Raw genomic sequence first — 16,916 nt, forward strand, 5'->3', positions numbered from 1 at the left:
ATAGGTAAATTGGTAGTCACAGTCCGCAAACCATTTCTATCAATCTCCCCCGGAATGGATACCCGGGGCAAGTCCTCTGCCAGCCAAAACCGTTTATACTACTGAGCCAATTTGTCTTTTTCGAACTCTCCTACCATTTGCCCGGTTTAAAAATATCAGGTAATCGGCAAGCCTGCGGATATCCATTTCGCAACCACAAATTGGATTTTATCTCCATATCAAATTGAATTTAACCTGATATAGGAACACCATCTTTCGAATATCAGCATGAAAAGGTATGAGAATGAATTGCGGCATATGCCCTGGATTTTTCAGGATCAGGGCATATCGGCGGGGCATTATTCCGGCAGCGTTCGCAAACTTTTTTGCCTATCATTTTAAATAAAGGAAAGGAAAGTGATTACGCGGGAGAGAATAAAAAAAAGAACGTCCGATCCGTGATCGAGCGTTCTTAAAACCTGAATATATTAAATGCTAGATTTTTCACACTCCAATTTTTCCCCCAAAAACAATTTGATCCGTTCAGCAGCCTCTTTCAATCTCTCGGCAGGCTGGACCAAGGCCATCCGGACATACCCTTCACCCTGCTTCCCAAAAGCATCGCCTGGGACGACCGTAACCCCTGCTTTTTCAATCAATGCATAGGAAAAATCACGTGATTTCCAGCCAGCTGGAATTTGGGCCCAAATAAACATGGTAGCTGAGGTTTTCGGCACATGCCATCCCCCTTCCGCAAGACCTGATATCAAGGCATCACGCCGGGACTGGTATTCCTTAACCTGTTCTGATAGCAGCGAAAGATTGGAGGTTAGCGCCATCTCGGCAGCTTTTTGGATTGGATAAAAAACCCCATAATCGATGTGTGATTTCAACGTTCCCAGTATGTTCAGCGCCTCCCGATTGCCCACCGCATACCCGATGCGGCAGCCCGCCATATTAAAAGTTTTGGAAAGTGAGTTAAATTCAATCCCCACTTCCTTGGCACCAGGAATTGACATAAAACTAATTTGCGGATGATCATCAAAAATCAACTCTGAATAAGCAAAATCGTGAACCACCATGATCTCGTTCTTTTTCGCAAACGATATGACTTCCGAAAAGAAAGCTTCATCAGCAAGGGCGGTGACAGGATTTCCCGGATAACTGATGATCATCATTTTGGTCTTTTTCACTATTTCATCAGGAATAAGGTTGAGCTGCGGCAGGAATCCATTTGCGGCAGTAAGCGGCATCGGATGAATGATTCCGCCGGCAAGCTCTACACTCGCTTCATAAATTGGATATCCTGGATCTGGCACCAGCACATAATCTCCAGGGTTTATCATCGCCGTTGCCAAATGTGCAAGGCCATCCTGCGATCCCATCAGTTGGAGGACTTCCCTTTCTGCTTCCAGCTCCACTCCATAACGCATCCGATAAAAATAACGGACTGCCTCATTGAATTCAGGCGTACCTTTTAACGTATACCCGTAAGAATTGGGATCCTGCACATATTTCACAAGCGTATCCACTACAAAATCAGGCGGTGGTAAATCCGGACTTCCCACACTCAAATCGATAACATCCACCCCTCTTTTCATCGCATCCTGCTTGCGGGTCGCCAACTCTGAAAATATTCCTGTTGTGAATCTTCCGACTTTTTCAGATGGAGTCATATTCATTCTACGATTCCCCTCTCTTAATGATTTTCTATCTATCATTATAGCAATCAATCTCCAATATTTTAAGAATTCATCAGTATCTGTTCCAGAGCCTCATCAAGATGAAGGAATTTAAATGCATACCCCGCCTTTTCCAACCTCTCAGGTTTGACCCACCGGCTTTTTAATATCAATTCCGTTTCGGTCCCCATAAAGAAAGCCCCCATTTCAAGCATGGGTGTTGGACAGGGCAATCCTATCCTAATATTCATGAGCTTTCTCAAATGAGCCATCAGTTCACGATTTGTAACTGGATGAGGCGATGAACAATTGAACACCCCGCTCAACTCCTGATTCTTTCTCAGAAAAAGGACAATGTTAAATAAATCTTCTATATGTATCCAACTGAATTTCTGATTTCCCGATCCTTGATGGCCTCCCAGTCCGAATTTAACCAAATTCCTATATGGGGTCATCACTCCCCCATCGCCCAATACAATGGCGATCCGTAAAGCAATTTGTCTCGTCTTGGGTAATCGGAAATCGAAAAATGAGCGCTCCCAGGCTTTCGCAACATCTACAGAAAAGCCTGAACCAATTACACCATCCCCCTCCGTCATTGCTTTATCTTCAGCATGCCTGTATATCGTTGCCGTACTTGAATTTATCCATAATGAAGGAGGATTTTCACATTGTTCAATCGCCTTACCCAGCACTTCAGTCGTATCAGTCCGTGAATCCAATATTTCCTTCTTATTCTTGGCATTGTAGCGGCAATTGACCGTTTTTCCTGCTAGATTGATTAACATATCCGAATTATCGATCGTTTCCCTTACTCCTTCTTTATCTTCCCAGCCAGTATACGGGGTTTGCCTGGAGATGATCCTTACTTCATATCCCAAATTCCTGAAATGCTTTTCAAAGAATTGACCGACAAAACCAGTCCCGCCAGCTAAAACCGCTTTCTTCAGCATATAACCAACCCGCTTTCTTTTAGAGTGAATAGGCCGAGCTATAACCAGTTTCAACCTTTTTTGTGAATTACTTCACAAGTATATCACCTAATTACATTAATTGGTATTACGAATAAATTACATACGCGTGCAACAATTGGTGAACTTGTCCAAGCAAAAAGGAATATTACACATAAATTAGTAATGTGGAAATTTATAAAACAAAGGGGATGAATTCAGTGTCAAACAAAAGACTAAGAAGAACTGGCAGTTCCGGAAGTGAAAATAGCCGTAGGTCAGCAATGAGAAGAATCTTAAATAATTTTTTAAACAATAATACAGGTACTTCCATCAAGGAACCTACTTCCATCATACAACCCACTTCTAACAAGAAGGTTAAATTTAAAAGGGGTTAAGAGATTGCTTTTTTGAGATTAAGATGGAATTCATTTGGAATTATTCTAAAGGAATTCCATCTTAATAAAACATTATTACTTATTTCAAATATTTTTATTATTTTTCCACATGTACAAGCTATATATTTCTGGTGAATAACTGTTATATCTAATAGAGCTAAAGGAGAAATCATGATGTATTTTCGAGAATGGAAACCTAAAAAAGATATCAAGAAATTAACGGATATTACGGTAAGTAATTTTCAGGTTTCGCCTAATAAAGTGAATGAAATATTGCAAAAGGCACATAAGGTACTCGTAGTTTGTAATGATAAAGGTAAAGTAGTGGGGTTTCTTTGTTATAATCTTTACTTATATAAAGTGGCTCATATTAATTATGTAGTACTTGACAAGAAATATAGAGGAAAAGGAATTCTGCAATCCCTTTTACCCGAATTAGTAACTTATGTGAGAAAAAAAGGGATTCTTGTAGTGTCCGGTTTTGTGAACAAAAACAACCCAGAAGCATTACAAAAGTTTAAAGCCCTTGGATTTAAACCGGTTTTAATTTATCATGATGACATTCTAATTCAATCCTTAATTTAAAAAAGTCTCCTGCCACCTATTAGAATCTTGTAATACAGAGCACATCTAATACGAATCATTCATTATTTGTTTCCCCCTTCTTAACTGGACTTCTCTGTCTCATACTAACCCTAACAAGGGATACTAAGGTTTTACGGATATATGAACCATGTATCCCCACGCAAAGGAACAACTAGGGAATGAAATCGCCTGGGAATTCTACACGAATTCATAGGCATTTCCCCTGTATTTTTTAAAACCCTGATCCTTGATTTAATCCCTCTCCAGGCTGCTTCTATTTTAGAGCTCCCATATAAAAGGAAACCAGGAAAATAAACTGGTCCTGATTGAATTAAACAGGAGTGATTCTTTACATAATAGAAAGATAACCAAAGATTAACACTTTTTCTATATTTTCAAAATTACCCCATATTCTCAACATCCATTCGTGTATAGTTGAAATATACCTGCTAAAAGGGGAGATAATTATGAAATCGATAGAACTAATCATCTTAAATCTGGAAGAGGTCAGAAGAAGAAACATTAAACTATGGACATCAATACCTAAAAGCACACTTCATTGGAAACCGGACGATAAAGGAATGAGCTGTTTAGAAATGGTTAGACATGTCCTTGATAGTGAGCATTACTATCATTTATCCATTAAAAATCAAGGTAGCCTACAAGTTTATGAATCACCATTTGAAAAACAGCCACTTACCTCTGTTGAAGCGGAATTGAACTTTGCCGAACCATACAGGCGTGACTTTTTGGAAACAATCATGTCCTTCAGCGAGGATGACTTATCCAATATTAAAATCGACCGCTCCGATATTGGATATATCAGGGGTTTAGGAGACATGTTGTTAAGAATCGCTTATCATGAGACTGTACATACTGGTCAATTATTAGACTACTTAAGAACTGCTGGAGTTCCTAGAATTAACGTTTGGGATTAACCACATCATTTTCAAAGGGTGTTTCATCATGGTGAAACACCTTTTTATTTTTGACTGCATAAACATCCCCTATTGACCTATAACCTGAATTCAAAGATGCTTTGTCATAGTCAAATCTATGATTTTTTATATATTCTCTAAATGTGGAAGAAAAGCAGTCCTATATTTTTACATGATGAAATTTTTTACATGATGAAACCTCCGGGGAGCGTGTTTCAAATAGTCTCCTTAGCAGACAACCCAACGATATTTCATGATGCAACACCATTTTCAAACATTCCAATCGATTACCAAGAAAATGTTTCATGCTAGGAAATTGTGGAAAAGTAATGATAAGGAGGGATAAGAAATGATGTTATCAAAAAAAACAGCGGCCAGAATGGTTAGCTCCGTTATTCTAACCGGTTCTCTATTAGGGGCAGGTGCATCGTTTTCAACAGAACCGGTTGAGGCTGCATCCACAATGGATTCCGCTTCTGCCATAGCTAAGGAACACGCTCTTACCACCTTACATGAAATCTACAACAAAGCTTTTTCAGGAGAAATGCCTTATACTGCCATGGGTTTGAAAATTAATGAAAACACCCAAAAAGAAGTATATGATACATTTGGTTCTCCCCCTGAACCAGGTAACACAGAAACTTTTGACTATTACCATGCAGAAATGGGGCATCCGGGATTTGCATTTGCCTATAACGATGACAAGACCATCTCACAAATCCGATATTTTGGGACAAATGTAGAACGGGACCATAATCTAGGAAGCATCACACCCAAAGTTTTAGGAAAACAACTTGGCAGTGCTGACGAAATACGCCATATTTCCAGTACGAATGAAATCAACTACATTTACAAGACAGGAAATTATGAACTGCAATTCATTGTCGGTGAAGATCAAACTGTAGATCATATCAATCTACTACAAGCTAAATAATATTTACGGCAAAATAGTCGTTACAGGTTGTAGAGAACGAAAATTTTCTCTACAACCTTTTTTGTTTCGAGCCCTTCTCCTTCTTCCCTTTCAATTTCCAAACCACTGTTACCAGAACCGGTCTTTCCATTTACAAAAACCATACCCACCCCAAAAGATTCTTAATATTTTTACAATAAAATTAGCTTGTTCAATATTCTTTCAATATATGGAGATTGTCGGTAAGATGATTAATAAGTTCAGGGCTTTCACAGTATCGGTTCTAAGCATAGCCATCCTTTTTCATGGTCTACCGGTCGCGGGTGCTGCAAAAGATGCAAAAGACAATCCGACTAATCCGGGAGGCAGATGGATGAAGGGGGAATATCATGCCCATACCACTCAGTCAGATGATGACGAGGGATCACAGAGCCTTGAAAGCTTGCTAAATAACGCATTTGATAAGTATGGCATGGATTGGATGGGAATTTCCGACCACTTAAGGATGTCTTCAAGAGATGATCAGGGACAATTGATTCCAGGCGGACCGATACCGCTGTCTGAAGGAATCATTCAATATCAAGCCCCGAAAATGGAACAATTGCAAAAAGAGGGCAAGTTTAAAAATAAAGTCATCTTTTCAGGCTTCGAATGGGATATGCCTACATACGAGCATGTCGGCATAGGTATTTTGGGAGATCAGCCGGGCTCACCTAAAAGTCTGAAAGCCGGCAATCAGTTCGAATATCTGTTTACCAACCAGGATGAAAAGATGTTTGATTCTAAGGATGTAGCCGTCTGGAAAGCACAGGATCAAACATCCAATAAGACATCCGAGGATGCCCGAACAGCATTGGCATGGCTTGAGAAAAATTATAAGCATACAAGTTATGCCATATTGAACCACCCATCAAGAAAAAGGGTGTACAACATATCTGATTTTCGTGACTTCAACAATATCGCCCCGGATGTCATATTCGGATTTGAAGGTATGCCAGGTAACCAGATGGAGCCAGATAGAGGCGGTTTAAATCTGACAACACCGGAAAACCGGACCTATGGCGGATCCGATTACATGCTTGCTAAGGTAGGAGATGCATGGGATGCGCTTCTTGGGTAAGGTCGTAAGTTCTGGAATTTTTCCAATTCAGACTCCCATTTCGAAATCAGTGAAAATCGCCTATACTCCAGCGGTTACTGGCCAGGAGAATATTCCAAGAATTTTACATGGGTAAATGGCTCATCAATAAAATCCGTCCTTGACGGCATGCGATCTGGGAAATCCTTCTCCGTTTTTGGTGACTTGATCGATGCCCTTAATTTCCAAGCTGAAAACGGGAACAACACGGTTGAAATGGGCGGGGACCTTAAGGTAAAGGAGGGTCTCAGATGGTCAAGATCACCATCCGATTTAAGAGCAACCAAAAGAACAACAACGGGGACCCCGTCAAAGTGGATCACGTGGACCTAATTTCGGGGGAAGTAACCGGGAAAGCAGTTCCTGGAACACCTGCTTATAATAAAGCCACCAATGATACGACAAAAGTGGTTAAACGCTTTACAAGTAAAAACTGGAAAACTGATCGCGATGGTTTTCATACCATCACTTACAAAGTCAAAGCGAATAAGGATCAATATTTCCGTTTGCGAGGCACGAACCTAGGGGAAAATGTCTCTGGAGAAACGATGGACGGGGAACCGCTGATCGATAAAAAGACTGAAATCGAGGATAACGAAACGCGTTTTTCGGAAATAAACAAACGTAACTATAAAGACCTTTGGTTCTATTCGAACCCTATATTCGTCAGCGTAGAGGATAGGAATCATGATAAACACTAAGCTAAAAACAATCTTGCAATAGTTCTCGATGGCCAAAAAAACCCCTTTTCCACTTAGCTGATAATCACGTGGATGAGGGGCCTTTTGTCCCTTGGATTCTTAATGATCACTTCCCTTTCTTTAAAATCCTTTTTCGGATAACGATACATCTTTCTTTTAGTATTATTTCACTTCAATGCGCGAAAATCCGTATAATTCACCAAGTTTCATTAACAATAATGATGTAAGTTATTTTCATTGACTTTTTTCCTTTTCTTGTATAGTATCACAGAGTATCAATCCCTATCAGATTACTAGGAGGTTTACCGAAATGAAAAAAATGGTTACACTTTTATCGCTATTGTTAGCTTTCACGGTCGTACTTACCGCTTGTGGTACCAATACCAAAAATGAGGCAAACGATACCGACAATAAATCTTCATCACAAGAAAGTCTATATGATAAAGTCAAAAAAGATGGCGTATTAACTGTTGGAACTGAAGGTACATACCCTCCTTTCACATTCCACGATGATTCAGATAAACTAACGGGGTTTGATGTTGAAATTGCTAAAGAAGTGGCAAAACGCCTTGGTGTGAAAGCTGAATTCAAGGAAACACAATGGGACGGCATGTTTGCAGGCTTGGATGCTAAACGTTTTGATATGATCGCAAACCAAGTGGGCATCGATGAAGACCGTCAAAAGAAATATGATTTCTCTGACCCATATATTCAATCAAGGGCTGTATTGCTTGTACACAAAGATAATTCGGATATTAAATCATTCGATGATTTGAAAGGCAAGACCTCTGCACAATCTTTAACGAGTAATTACAATGATCTAGCCAAATCACATGGTGCTGAAGTTACAGGCATTGAAGGATTTTCTCAAGCCGTACAGCTTATTGGCTCTAAACGTGTAGATGCCACGATCAATGACAAATTATCGTACCTTGATTATAAAAAGCAACATCCGGATGCACCTATCAAAGTCGCTGATGAGGAAGAAAGCGGAGTCACCAGTGGTTTAATGTTCAGAAAAGACAGCGGCAAATTAGTGGAAGAAGTAAATAAAGCACTTAAAGCAATGAAAGACGACGGCACGTACGCGAAAATCTCGGATAAATGGTTTGGTGAAGATGTTTCTCCTAAGTAATATTTTCACCGACCCCGAGCGTATGAACCAGCTTGTTTCCATCGCTCAAACCTCCCTCTATCCAATGATAGAGGGAGCTATTCAATATACGATTCCACTAACATTGATCACATTCGTTCTCGGCCTTATTCTAGCTGTACTCACAGCATTGGCTAGATTATCTTCCATGAGAATTCTTCAAATAATTGCGCGTGTATATGTGTCAATCATCCGCGGGACACCTTTACTTGTGCAATTATTTATTATTTTCTATGGACTTCCAAATTTAGGTGTAACCATCGATCCTTTCATATCGGCTATTATAGGATTCTCTTTAAATGTAGGAGCATATGCTTCGGAAATTATACGAGCAGCCATTTTATCGATACCAAAAGGGCAATGGGAAGCAGGCTATTCAATCGGAATGACATATACCCAAGCTTTAAAGCGCATCATTTTGCCGCAAGCGGCCCGGGTATCCATTCCCCCATTATCCAATACGTTCATTAGCCTTTTAAAAGATACATCGCTTGCATCACTCATTCTTGTAACGGAATTATTCCGTAAAGCCCAGGAAATCGCTGCAAAAAACTATGAATTTCTACTACTTTACATGGAAGCAGCTGCTTTATATTGGATTTTGTGTACCATTCTATCTTTCATTCAAGGAAGTTTAGAGGACAGACTTAATCGTTATGTAGCAAAATAAGAACCGCAGTAGTTAAAGGAGATTTTAAAATGATCAACATTAAGAATCTTCATAAATCATTTGGTGACCTTGACGTATTAAAGGGCATCGATTTGGAAGTGGAGCAAGGTAAAGTCATTGTATTGATCGGTCCTTCGGGTTCAGGTAAAACAACCTTTCTTCGGTGTTTGAATCTCCTTGAAGTACCCACGGACGGGACGATTGAAATCGATGAAACCGTAATGGACTTCAAAAAACCCGTTAAAAAAAATTCAATTACATCTTTTCGCAGTTTGACAGGGATGGTTTTCCAAAGCTATAACCTCTTCCCCCATAAAACAGCATTGGAAAATGTAATGGAAGGCCCCATCATTGTAAAAAATATAGCCAAACATCAAGCGAAAGAAACGGCAGCTGCCTTGCTTACAAAAGTGGGCTTAGGTGAAAAAATCGATTTTTATCCATTTCAATTGTCCGGCGGACAGCAGCAACGAGTCGGAATTGCTAGGGCCCTGGCTATGGAGCCTAAAGTCATGCTATTCGATGAACCCACGTCCGCTTTAGACCCCGAACTAGTCGGGGACGTGCTACAGGTCATGAAAGACCTGGCGAAAGAAGAAGGAATGACAATGATCGTGGTTACCCATGAAATGCGTTTCGCCCGTGAAGTCGCCGACGAAGTCATTTTCATGGATGAAGGAAAAATTATGGAGCGGGGAACACCCGAGCAAATTTTCACAAATCCTAAAGAAGCGCGTACACGTAAATTCCTCAATATGATTCAATAAAAAACGGTGCTATTCAAGCACCGCTCACGACTCCCCCCATTTTTGGAAATGGGGGTTTTGCATATCATTAAACTAATGAGATACTTGGACCTGCTCAGTCTGTTTCCGTGCATGGTATAACTGAAAAAGAAGCAAAGCAAAAACGGAAAGGATTGCACCGGATATAAAAGGTAATTCAATCGAAATTGAAAATAACCAACCGCCTATCGGGGGACCCGCAATCCTGCCGAACGAGTCGAAGGAAGATAGCAGGCCAGTGACACTGCCATGGCCGGTCATGGAACTTTTGGTCAGCAGTGCCGAAATTGCCGGCCGGATGAACCCATTACCCAATCCGAATATAGTCAGGAAGATCGCCGATGTCCAAAAACCAGAAGAGAACAGGATGAGAATGAAACCAATTGCCGACAGGATGATTCCCATTCGGATAACCGCGCCTTCCCCATATTTCTTTGTCATCCTACCCACCAATCCACCTTGAACGATCGCACTGCCAAACCCCATGATCATAAAGATATAGCCTAATTGTACAAGACTTATATCAGCCTTTTTGGCTGCAAAATAGGCAAAAGTCGTTTCAAGTCCTGCCATTGAAAGGGTGACGATCATTTGCAGAAAGAACATGGTTTTAAGTGGTCCTTTAAAAGCTTTCCACATGGACTCTTTATTAATTGACTGTTGGGCCCTCTTTTCAACCGTATGTGATTCCTTTAGTATCGCAATCACTAAGAATAAAGTAATCAAAGATGATATTCCTGCAATGTAGAACGGTAAGTTCAAACTTGATTTGGAGAATACCCCGCCAATCGCAGGTCCAAAGATGAATCCAAGCCCTGTAGCGGCCCCGATTATTCCCATCCCTTTTCCCCGATCTTCCGGCGTCGTAATATCAGCCACATACGCCATGGCGGTTGGCATGTTTGCCGATGACAATATCCCGCCAATGATTCTGGCTACAAATAATATCCATAAGGAATCTGCCGAGGCCATGATGAAAAACGAAAGGGCCAATCCAGCAATCCCGATAATCATGACAGGCTTCCGTCCTATCCGGTCAGATATACGTCCCCACATCGGGGCAAAAAATAATTGCATTAATGAATAAACAGCCATTAAAAGACCAAGCTCAGCAGGACTGCCACCAACCTTTTCGGCAAGGAACGGAATGACGGGAATGATGATCCCAAATCCGACCATGACTAAAAACATCACTAAAAAAAGAACGGGTAACACCTTTTTTGTTTCCATTATTTTTTCTCCTTTTATTCTTCCACATTCGCTGCATACTTATATTTAAAGGTTTGGGTCAAAAGAACAGCAACGAATTCCTTAATCATATTACTCAGCATAATCTTCCTGACAATACTTTAAACAGTTTATCATACAACCTTTACCAAATCAGTATGAAGTATGCTCTTCTTTCCGAAACTGCCTTAACCAAATAAAGACAGGCATCAGAATCCTGAAATTCACAGTGAATTTCAGGTAATGGCACTTACGTTTTTTCCACTTTGTTTCGTGAAAATAATGAATGAGTTCGTTAAATATTTTTCCTCCCCTTATTTTTTCTTTAAGGGTACTCTATACTGTAGGGTATGATTGATGTTTGGGAGGTAGCAGAATGTCGAATGATCAGTGGATTTTAATTATTGACGATGAAGAAGATTTGGCACGTCTCATGGAGACAGTTTTACATAAAGAAGGTATCCCGAATATTGTTACGGCGGGGACGATTGCGGATGGGTGGGCAAAGTTTCAGGAGTTCGATCCATCACTGGTTTTGCTTGATATTATGCTGCCTGATGGTGAAGGCTATGATTTATGCAAGCAAATTCGTGAAGTGTCGAATGTACCCATTTTATTTTTGTCGGCAAAGGATGAGGAAATTGATAAGCTTCTAGGGTTGGCGATTGGCGGGGATGATTATATTACCAAACCATTCAGTCCGAAAGAAGTGGCATATCGAGTAAAGGCGCATCTGAGGCGTGCGGGCTTTTCAGAGGAAAAGGCCGTTCCGAAAAAACGGCAAGTTGGTCCATTTGAGCTTAGTGCAAATGAAAATGAAGTGAAAAAGGATGGCAAAACGCTTGAGCTCACAGCTAAAGAAATCGGACTGATGAGCTGTTTTATGCATCACCCGAATCAGATTTTGAGCAAGGAAACTTTATTTGAACATGTGTGGGGCGATGATTTCTTTGGCTCTGATAATACAGTAATGGTACATATTCGTCGTTTACGCGAAAAAATCGAGAATGACCCTTCAAAGCCTTCTTTTTTAATAACCGTTAAAGGGCTTGGTTATAAATTACAAACCAAGGGTGAAACAAAATGAAGTGGAAATTGACACGGCGCTTTTTAGGATCCGTTGTGACAATTGTTGTAATCGTAGGGATCGTAAATACCATTTTACTTTTATCCCTTCTCATTTATCGAGCCATGCATAATTTCGAAGCGAAAGAAGTTTCTGCTGAAAACTTTAGCAGAACATTTTCACAATATGTGGAACTAATAGATAACAAACCGATCGTAAATGAAGAAGGGTTGGAAAAACTGCGGAACAATAACGCCTGGATACAATTTTTGAATGATGAGGGTGAACAAGTTGCAGCCTTTTATACACCTCAAAAATTGCAAACCGTATATTCTCCCGTTGAAATCGTCCAAATGTATAAGTATAAGGAAATTGATGCAGAGACGACTGTTTTTGTCGGTGAAGCCCATAATTTCAGCTATTTTGTAGGAGTTAAGGAACAGAAAATTGGCCGCTATGTAATAACCTATGATTATGAAAAGGTTTTTAAGAACTTTAACATCTTGCTAGTAATATTTTTAATCGTGGATATCATCATTGCATTAGTCATTGGATTCTTATTTGGAAAAAAATTAACGAGTCCGCTGAACATATTAATAGAAGGAATTCAGCAGCTTCGGGAGCGGCGCTTTAAAAAAATGAGCATTCCAAAAGGCGTTTATGAAGATGTATTTCACAATATGAATGAACTATCGGCGAAGTTGGATCAGTATGAGAAAGAACGTGATCAACTAGACCAAATGCGTGAGGAATGGATTAGCAATATTTCTCATGACATGAAGACACCACTTGCTTCCATCCATGGTTATACAGAATTGATGAAAGATAACGCCACTGCATTAACTCCACAGGAATTGTATGAGTTTACATCCATTATTAATAGACAGTCTTTTTATATGAAAGATTTATTGGATGATCTGAATTTAACGATGCGTTTGCGCAACCAACGACTTCCTTTGCAATTTGAAGATGTTGATATCGTTGGGTTCATAAGAGAAATGACGATCGAGCTTTTAAATGATTCACAATTTGGAGATCAACAGGTTGAGTTCGTGGCAAATGTGGACAAAGCAACACATAAAGTGGATAAAAAATTACTGAAACGGGCGATTTTTAACCTTATCTATAACGCACTCGTACATAACGAGGAAAATGTCGTTGTTAAAATACAAATTGATGATATTGGTCCACAATCAGAACTGCATACCCAAATTACCATTGCCGATAATGGCCGCGGTATTCCCTCCAAAGATTTAGAACAGGTTTTTGAACGCTACTATCGAGGTACGAATACTGCAAGTACACATGGGACCGGTTTAGGAATGGCCATTGCAAGGGACATCATCTTGGCTCATAAAGGTAAAATAGATTTGACTAGCATTGAAAATAAAGGAACCACGATCACGATACTTTTATAAGTATTTTTCATGCAGAGAAAAGGGCTGTCCTCAACTTCAAGGCAGCCCTTCTTTCCTATTTATTCTGTTTGTGCCTTTTTTGGAATGTCTTCGAATTTCACTTCATCATATGACGAAACTTCATCACCATTTTTCACGTACATCTTTAAGTAAGCATCTTTTCGAAGATTTTTTTGTGCCGTGAATTCAAGCGGAATCGTATCACCATCTGCATTTTTAGCGTCAAGTTTATAAGAATAGTACGTCATCACCGAACCATCATCCAGTTTGGTTTCATGTTGTACCCCATCCTCTGTAATTTGCAAATAATAATTGTCCGCATTCATGCGGTTGAAGTCGATTTTAGTAAGCGCGATGACTCCTGCGGCTCCAAGTATAAACATAATGCCAACTACCATAAGAAATTTCTTCACTTCGATCATCCTTCTGTTTTATTATTTTGTATGATAATACGATTGTAGGAAGCTGCCGTTAAGATATAATACATACCGTAAATAACCGTATAAGCGACCATCCAGATCATCACAGGTTTTGCTAGATTCATCATCAATAAGCCCGAGAAGGCTTTTAAAGCAACCGCACTGTGTAATAACCCCACTGCCAGTGGAACGAAAAAGATTACAAGCACTTGTGATGCAATGGATTTCCGCATTTCTTTTGCGTTAACGCCCAATTTATGAAGCATATTGTATTGTGCTTTATCTTCCTCTGCTTCCGTTAGAACTTTAAAGTAAATGATACTGCCTGTTGCTGCTAAAAAAACCAGACCAAGAAAACTTCCGATAAAGAGCAATGAGCCGACACTTTCGATGCTTGTTTGGAAATCTTGAGGGGCACTGGAAAATAGCGCTTCTTCTGGCACTTGTGTTGCAATTTTTTCCGATAAATCCGTGGAAGCTTGATCAACACCGATGACACGATATTTTAGCGCTTCCCCTTCTTTTTGCAATAATTTAAACTGCTCATTCGATACGACCACTGCAATGCCTGCTGTTCCGGCATTTAAAACGGTTTGTGTTTTAAAGCTTTGGAATGTGATTGCCGTGTTGTTTTCTGTCCTGATGGTCTTGTCCTTGTATTCAGGTGAGAATCTTTTGTCATATCCAATATCTAAAATGACTGCTTTTTCATTATTCACATGCAGTGCTTCCTTGCCTTGCACTTCTGCTAATTTGTTATATGTTCTTTCATCGATTAGCGTGTAAACCCTTTTATCCGAGCTATCGAATGCCGATCCATTATTTAATTCTTTCGTATTAAATGTGACAGATAGTGCTTCGACATTTTCATCATACTTTGTATTTGGCAATACTGTGCTGACTTGATGATCGCTTTTTGCATCCGTTTGCTGATACATGAAGGTATTCGGATCAACGGTCATGACTTGGTCATTCGCGTTATAATAAAGACCATAAACCGCACCGCCAGCCGTTACCGTTGTAGCACTTAACACCGCAATTACAGTCAATGTACGTGCATTCCCCCGTATGCGATATAGCAGTTGCGAAATCGTCATCAGATGCAGGCCTTTCCATAGCCATTTTTCATTTTTCTTAACCAAGGTCAAAACAAAGCCCGTCACGCTATGAAACAATAAAAACGTACCGGCAATAACCGTTGTCAAAATAATGAGTGCTGTCATTAAAAAGCCGACCTTTTCCCATACTTTAGAAGTAAAAATATCTTGCATCGCCAACCAATAGCCCATGACAATCAGGAAAATTCCCAGAAAGGCTACAATCATCGATGGCTTCGGTGCAGCTTCCCCCTTTTTCGATGCATGGAAGAGATCAATTAGTTTAAATTGATAGATCAAACGATAGCCCTGGAATGATGTCACCAAGAAAATCATAAGAAATACGATAGAGGTGTTCAAAGCTGCAGATCCCGAAAATGTAAATGGTGCCATGACATCATAGCCCATTAAATAGATCAAAATCGTCATGAACCCTTTTGAACAAAGAAATCCAAGTAAAATCCCCACAACCAATGAAACCAAACCTAGCAATAGGTTTTCAAAGAAAAGCATAAAACCAATCTGACGATTACGTACGCCAAGCATTGCATATAATGCCACTTCTTTTTTACGCCTTTTCATAAAGAATGAATTGGAATAGGCAATAAAAATGGCAACGAAGAAAATCAGGATGACTGCCGCACCACTCATCAATGAATCTAATTTCTGTGATGAAGCCGTTTGTTCTGCAACTGTATCGCTATATTTTAATGTTACAAATGTAAAGTAGATGATAATGCTAAATACCATGGATGCGATATATATAAAATATTGGGAGAGGTTCCGGGCAATATTTTTCCTCGCCAGACTAAATAACGTCATCTACCTCACCTCCAATTGTTGCAAGGACATCCATAATTTCTTGGAAGAAAGCTTTACGTGATTGGCCACGACGATAAATTTCTGTAGAAAGCGTTCCATCTTTGATGAAAATGATCCGCCGGCAGAAGCTTGCGGCATATGCATCATGTGTCACCAACATGATGGTCGAATTATTTTTTTCATTTAGTTCACTTAAGCTTTCCAGAAGGCCTGTTGCTGATTTTGAATCAAGTGCACCTGTTGGCTCATCAGCCAGGATCAATGCAGGCTCTGTCACAAGCGCTCTTGCAGCAGCCGTTCTTTGCTTTTGCCCACCGGAGATTTGGTAAGGGTATTTAGCTAATAAAGCTTCAATCCCAAATACTTTAGCAATACGATTCACCAAGTTAGTAATTTCTTTCGCTGGAACTTTCGCAATAGCCAGTGGTAATAATATATTTTCCTTCACAGTCAATGAGTCGAGCAAATTGTAATCCTGGAAGATGAAACCAAGATTATCACGTCTGAAATCCGTTAAGTCTGTCCCTTTCATATCGTGAATGCTCGTGTCATTCATGAAAATTTCCCCTTCAGTCGGCGAATCAATGGTTGCCAACATATTGAGCAACGTCGATTTCCCCGCTCCAGAAGGTCCCATGATCCCAACAAACTCCCCTTCATGAATGTCAAAAGATATATTTTCCAACGCTGTGTAGGCAGCGCTTGATTTACCATATGTTTTTTTTATATTTTCCACTTTTAATAATGGTTCCATTTGTTTCACCTCTTCAATATTGTTGATACTCATACTTTACATGCTCATTCTTACAGCATCTTTGTCCCAACCTTACAGCAAGCTTAAATCCATAAAAAAAACGCCTTCCATTTAAATAGAAGGCTGTTTTCGCATACTTTGTTGCGATTTAACAAGTAATGCGGTGTGGTTGATTTCCCCTCCAGATGCTCGCTTTCCGCGGGACGGGCGGTGAGCCTCCT

General features: G+C 39.9%; 17 protein-coding genes. 10 read left to right on the top strand and 7 right to left on the bottom strand.

Features of this window, described 5'->3' with window-relative positions:
• Positions 1-467 precede the first annotated feature (467 nt).
• Positions 468-1,661 carry an LL-diaminopimelate aminotransferase gene (locus ACFRAK_RS18925; protein WP_387604573.1) on the bottom strand — a complete coding sequence of 398 codons (1,194 nt, stop codon included), beginning with the start codon at positions 1,659-1,661 and terminating at the stop codon, positions 468-470.
• 62 nt (positions 1,662-1,723) lie between these two features.
• Complete coding sequence (locus ACFRAK_RS18930) at positions 1,724-2,614, bottom strand: TIGR01777 family oxidoreductase (protein WP_387604575.1); 891 nt, start codon at positions 2,612-2,614, stop codon at positions 1,724-1,726.
• Positions 2,615-3,183: 569 nt separating this feature from the next.
• On the opposite strand from ACFRAK_RS18930, the gene ACFRAK_RS18935 reads away from it, so the two are divergent.
• The 3 genes from ACFRAK_RS18935 (at position 3,184) to ACFRAK_RS18945 (ending at position 5,466) form a co-directional block, all read left to right on the top strand.
• Positions 3,184-3,594 carry a GNAT family N-acetyltransferase gene (locus ACFRAK_RS18935; protein ID WP_387705226.1) on the top strand — a complete coding sequence of 137 codons (411 nt, stop codon included), beginning with the start codon at positions 3,184-3,186 and terminating at the stop codon, positions 3,592-3,594.
• A gap of 467 nt (positions 3,595-4,061) precedes the next feature.
• The gene (locus ACFRAK_RS18940; RefSeq protein ID WP_387604579.1) at positions 4,062-4,532 is read left to right on the top strand and encodes a DinB family protein; all 471 of its coding nucleotides are present in this window, start codon (positions 4,062-4,064) and stop codon (positions 4,530-4,532) included.
• A gap of 349 nt (positions 4,533-4,881) precedes the next feature.
• Entirely contained in the window at positions 4,882-5,466 is a 585-nt protein-coding gene (locus ACFRAK_RS18945) for a YjgB family protein (protein ID WP_394572241.1), read from the top strand.
• Positions 5,467-5,486: 20 nt separating this feature from the next.
• Here the strand turns inward: ACFRAK_RS18945 and ACFRAK_RS18950 are convergent, their stop codons facing one another.
• Positions 5,487-5,609 carry a hypothetical protein gene (locus ACFRAK_RS18950; RefSeq protein ID WP_394572242.1) on the bottom strand — a complete coding sequence of 41 codons (123 nt, stop codon included), beginning with the start codon at positions 5,607-5,609 and terminating at the stop codon, positions 5,487-5,489.
• An 83-nt stretch (positions 5,610-5,692) separates the two neighbouring features.
• Here ACFRAK_RS18950 and ACFRAK_RS18955 point away from each other — a divergent pair, with 83 nt between their 5' ends.
• The 5 genes from ACFRAK_RS18955 (at position 5,693) to ACFRAK_RS18975 (ending at position 9,874) form a co-directional block, all read left to right on the top strand.
• Entirely contained in the window at positions 5,693-6,565 is an 873-nt protein-coding gene (locus tag ACFRAK_RS18955) for a hypothetical protein (protein ID WP_394572243.1), read from the top strand.
• 269 nt (positions 6,566-6,834) lie between these two features.
• On the top strand, positions 6,835-7,284 hold the full coding sequence (locus ACFRAK_RS18960) for a hypothetical protein (protein WP_387604585.1): 450 nt from the start codon (positions 6,835-6,837) through the stop codon (positions 7,282-7,284).
• Positions 7,285-7,594: 310 nt separating this feature from the next.
• Entirely contained in the window at positions 7,595-8,419 is an 825-nt protein-coding gene (locus ACFRAK_RS18965; RefSeq protein WP_387604587.1) for an amino acid ABC transporter substrate-binding protein, read from the top strand.
• Entirely contained in the window at positions 8,403-9,107 is a 705-nt protein-coding gene (locus ACFRAK_RS18970; RefSeq protein WP_328176745.1) for an amino acid ABC transporter permease, read from the top strand. Before ACFRAK_RS18965 ends, ACFRAK_RS18970 begins: the two co-directional genes overlap by 17 nt.
• Before the next feature lie 29 nt (positions 9,108-9,136).
• Positions 9,137-9,874, top strand: coding sequence for an amino acid ABC transporter ATP-binding protein (locus ACFRAK_RS18975; protein ID WP_260287888.1), 738 nt, complete (start codon positions 9,137-9,139; stop codon positions 9,872-9,874).
• A 72-nt stretch (positions 9,875-9,946) separates the two neighbouring features.
• Here ACFRAK_RS18975 and ACFRAK_RS18980 read toward each other — a convergent pair whose 3' ends face one another.
• Positions 9,947-11,122, bottom strand: coding sequence for an MFS transporter (locus tag ACFRAK_RS18980; RefSeq protein WP_387604589.1), 1,176 nt, complete (start codon positions 11,120-11,122; stop codon positions 9,947-9,949).
• 373 nt (positions 11,123-11,495) lie between these two features.
• Between ACFRAK_RS18980 and ACFRAK_RS18985 the strand changes: the two genes are divergently transcribed.
• Both ACFRAK_RS18985 and ACFRAK_RS18990 read left to right on the top strand, forming a co-directional pair.
• Positions 11,496-12,206: a response regulator transcription factor gene (locus ACFRAK_RS18985; RefSeq protein WP_387604591.1), complete on the top strand. Its 711-nt coding sequence runs from the start codon at positions 11,496-11,498 to the stop codon at positions 12,204-12,206.
• Positions 12,203-13,603: a sensor histidine kinase gene (locus tag ACFRAK_RS18990; protein ID WP_394572244.1), complete on the top strand. Its 1,401-nt coding sequence runs from the start codon at positions 12,203-12,205 to the stop codon at positions 13,601-13,603. The genes ACFRAK_RS18985 and ACFRAK_RS18990 overlap by 4 nt, the downstream gene beginning before the upstream one ends.
• A gap of 59 nt (positions 13,604-13,662) precedes the next feature.
• Here the strand turns inward: ACFRAK_RS18990 and ACFRAK_RS18995 are convergent, their stop codons facing one another.
• Genes ACFRAK_RS18995 through ACFRAK_RS19005 form a run of 3 tightly spaced genes read right to left on the bottom strand, consistent with a single transcriptional unit; the run spans position 13,663 to position 16,695 of the window.
• Positions 13,663-14,025, bottom strand: coding sequence for a YxeA family protein (locus tag ACFRAK_RS18995; protein ID WP_394572245.1), 363 nt, complete (start codon positions 14,023-14,025; stop codon positions 13,663-13,665).
• Complete coding sequence (locus tag ACFRAK_RS19000; protein ID WP_394572246.1) at positions 14,022-15,941, bottom strand: FtsX-like permease family protein; 1,920 nt, start codon at positions 15,939-15,941, stop codon at positions 14,022-14,024. The genes ACFRAK_RS18995 and ACFRAK_RS19000 overlap by 4 nt, the downstream gene beginning before the upstream one ends.
• Positions 15,928-16,695, bottom strand: a complete 768-nt coding sequence (locus ACFRAK_RS19005) for an ABC transporter ATP-binding protein (RefSeq protein WP_394572248.1) — start codon at positions 16,693-16,695, stop codon at positions 15,928-15,930. Before ACFRAK_RS19005 ends, ACFRAK_RS19000 begins: the two co-directional genes overlap by 14 nt.
• Positions 16,696-16,916 lie beyond the last annotated feature (221 nt).

Source organism: Peribacillus sp. NPDC056705, assembly GCF_043656335.1.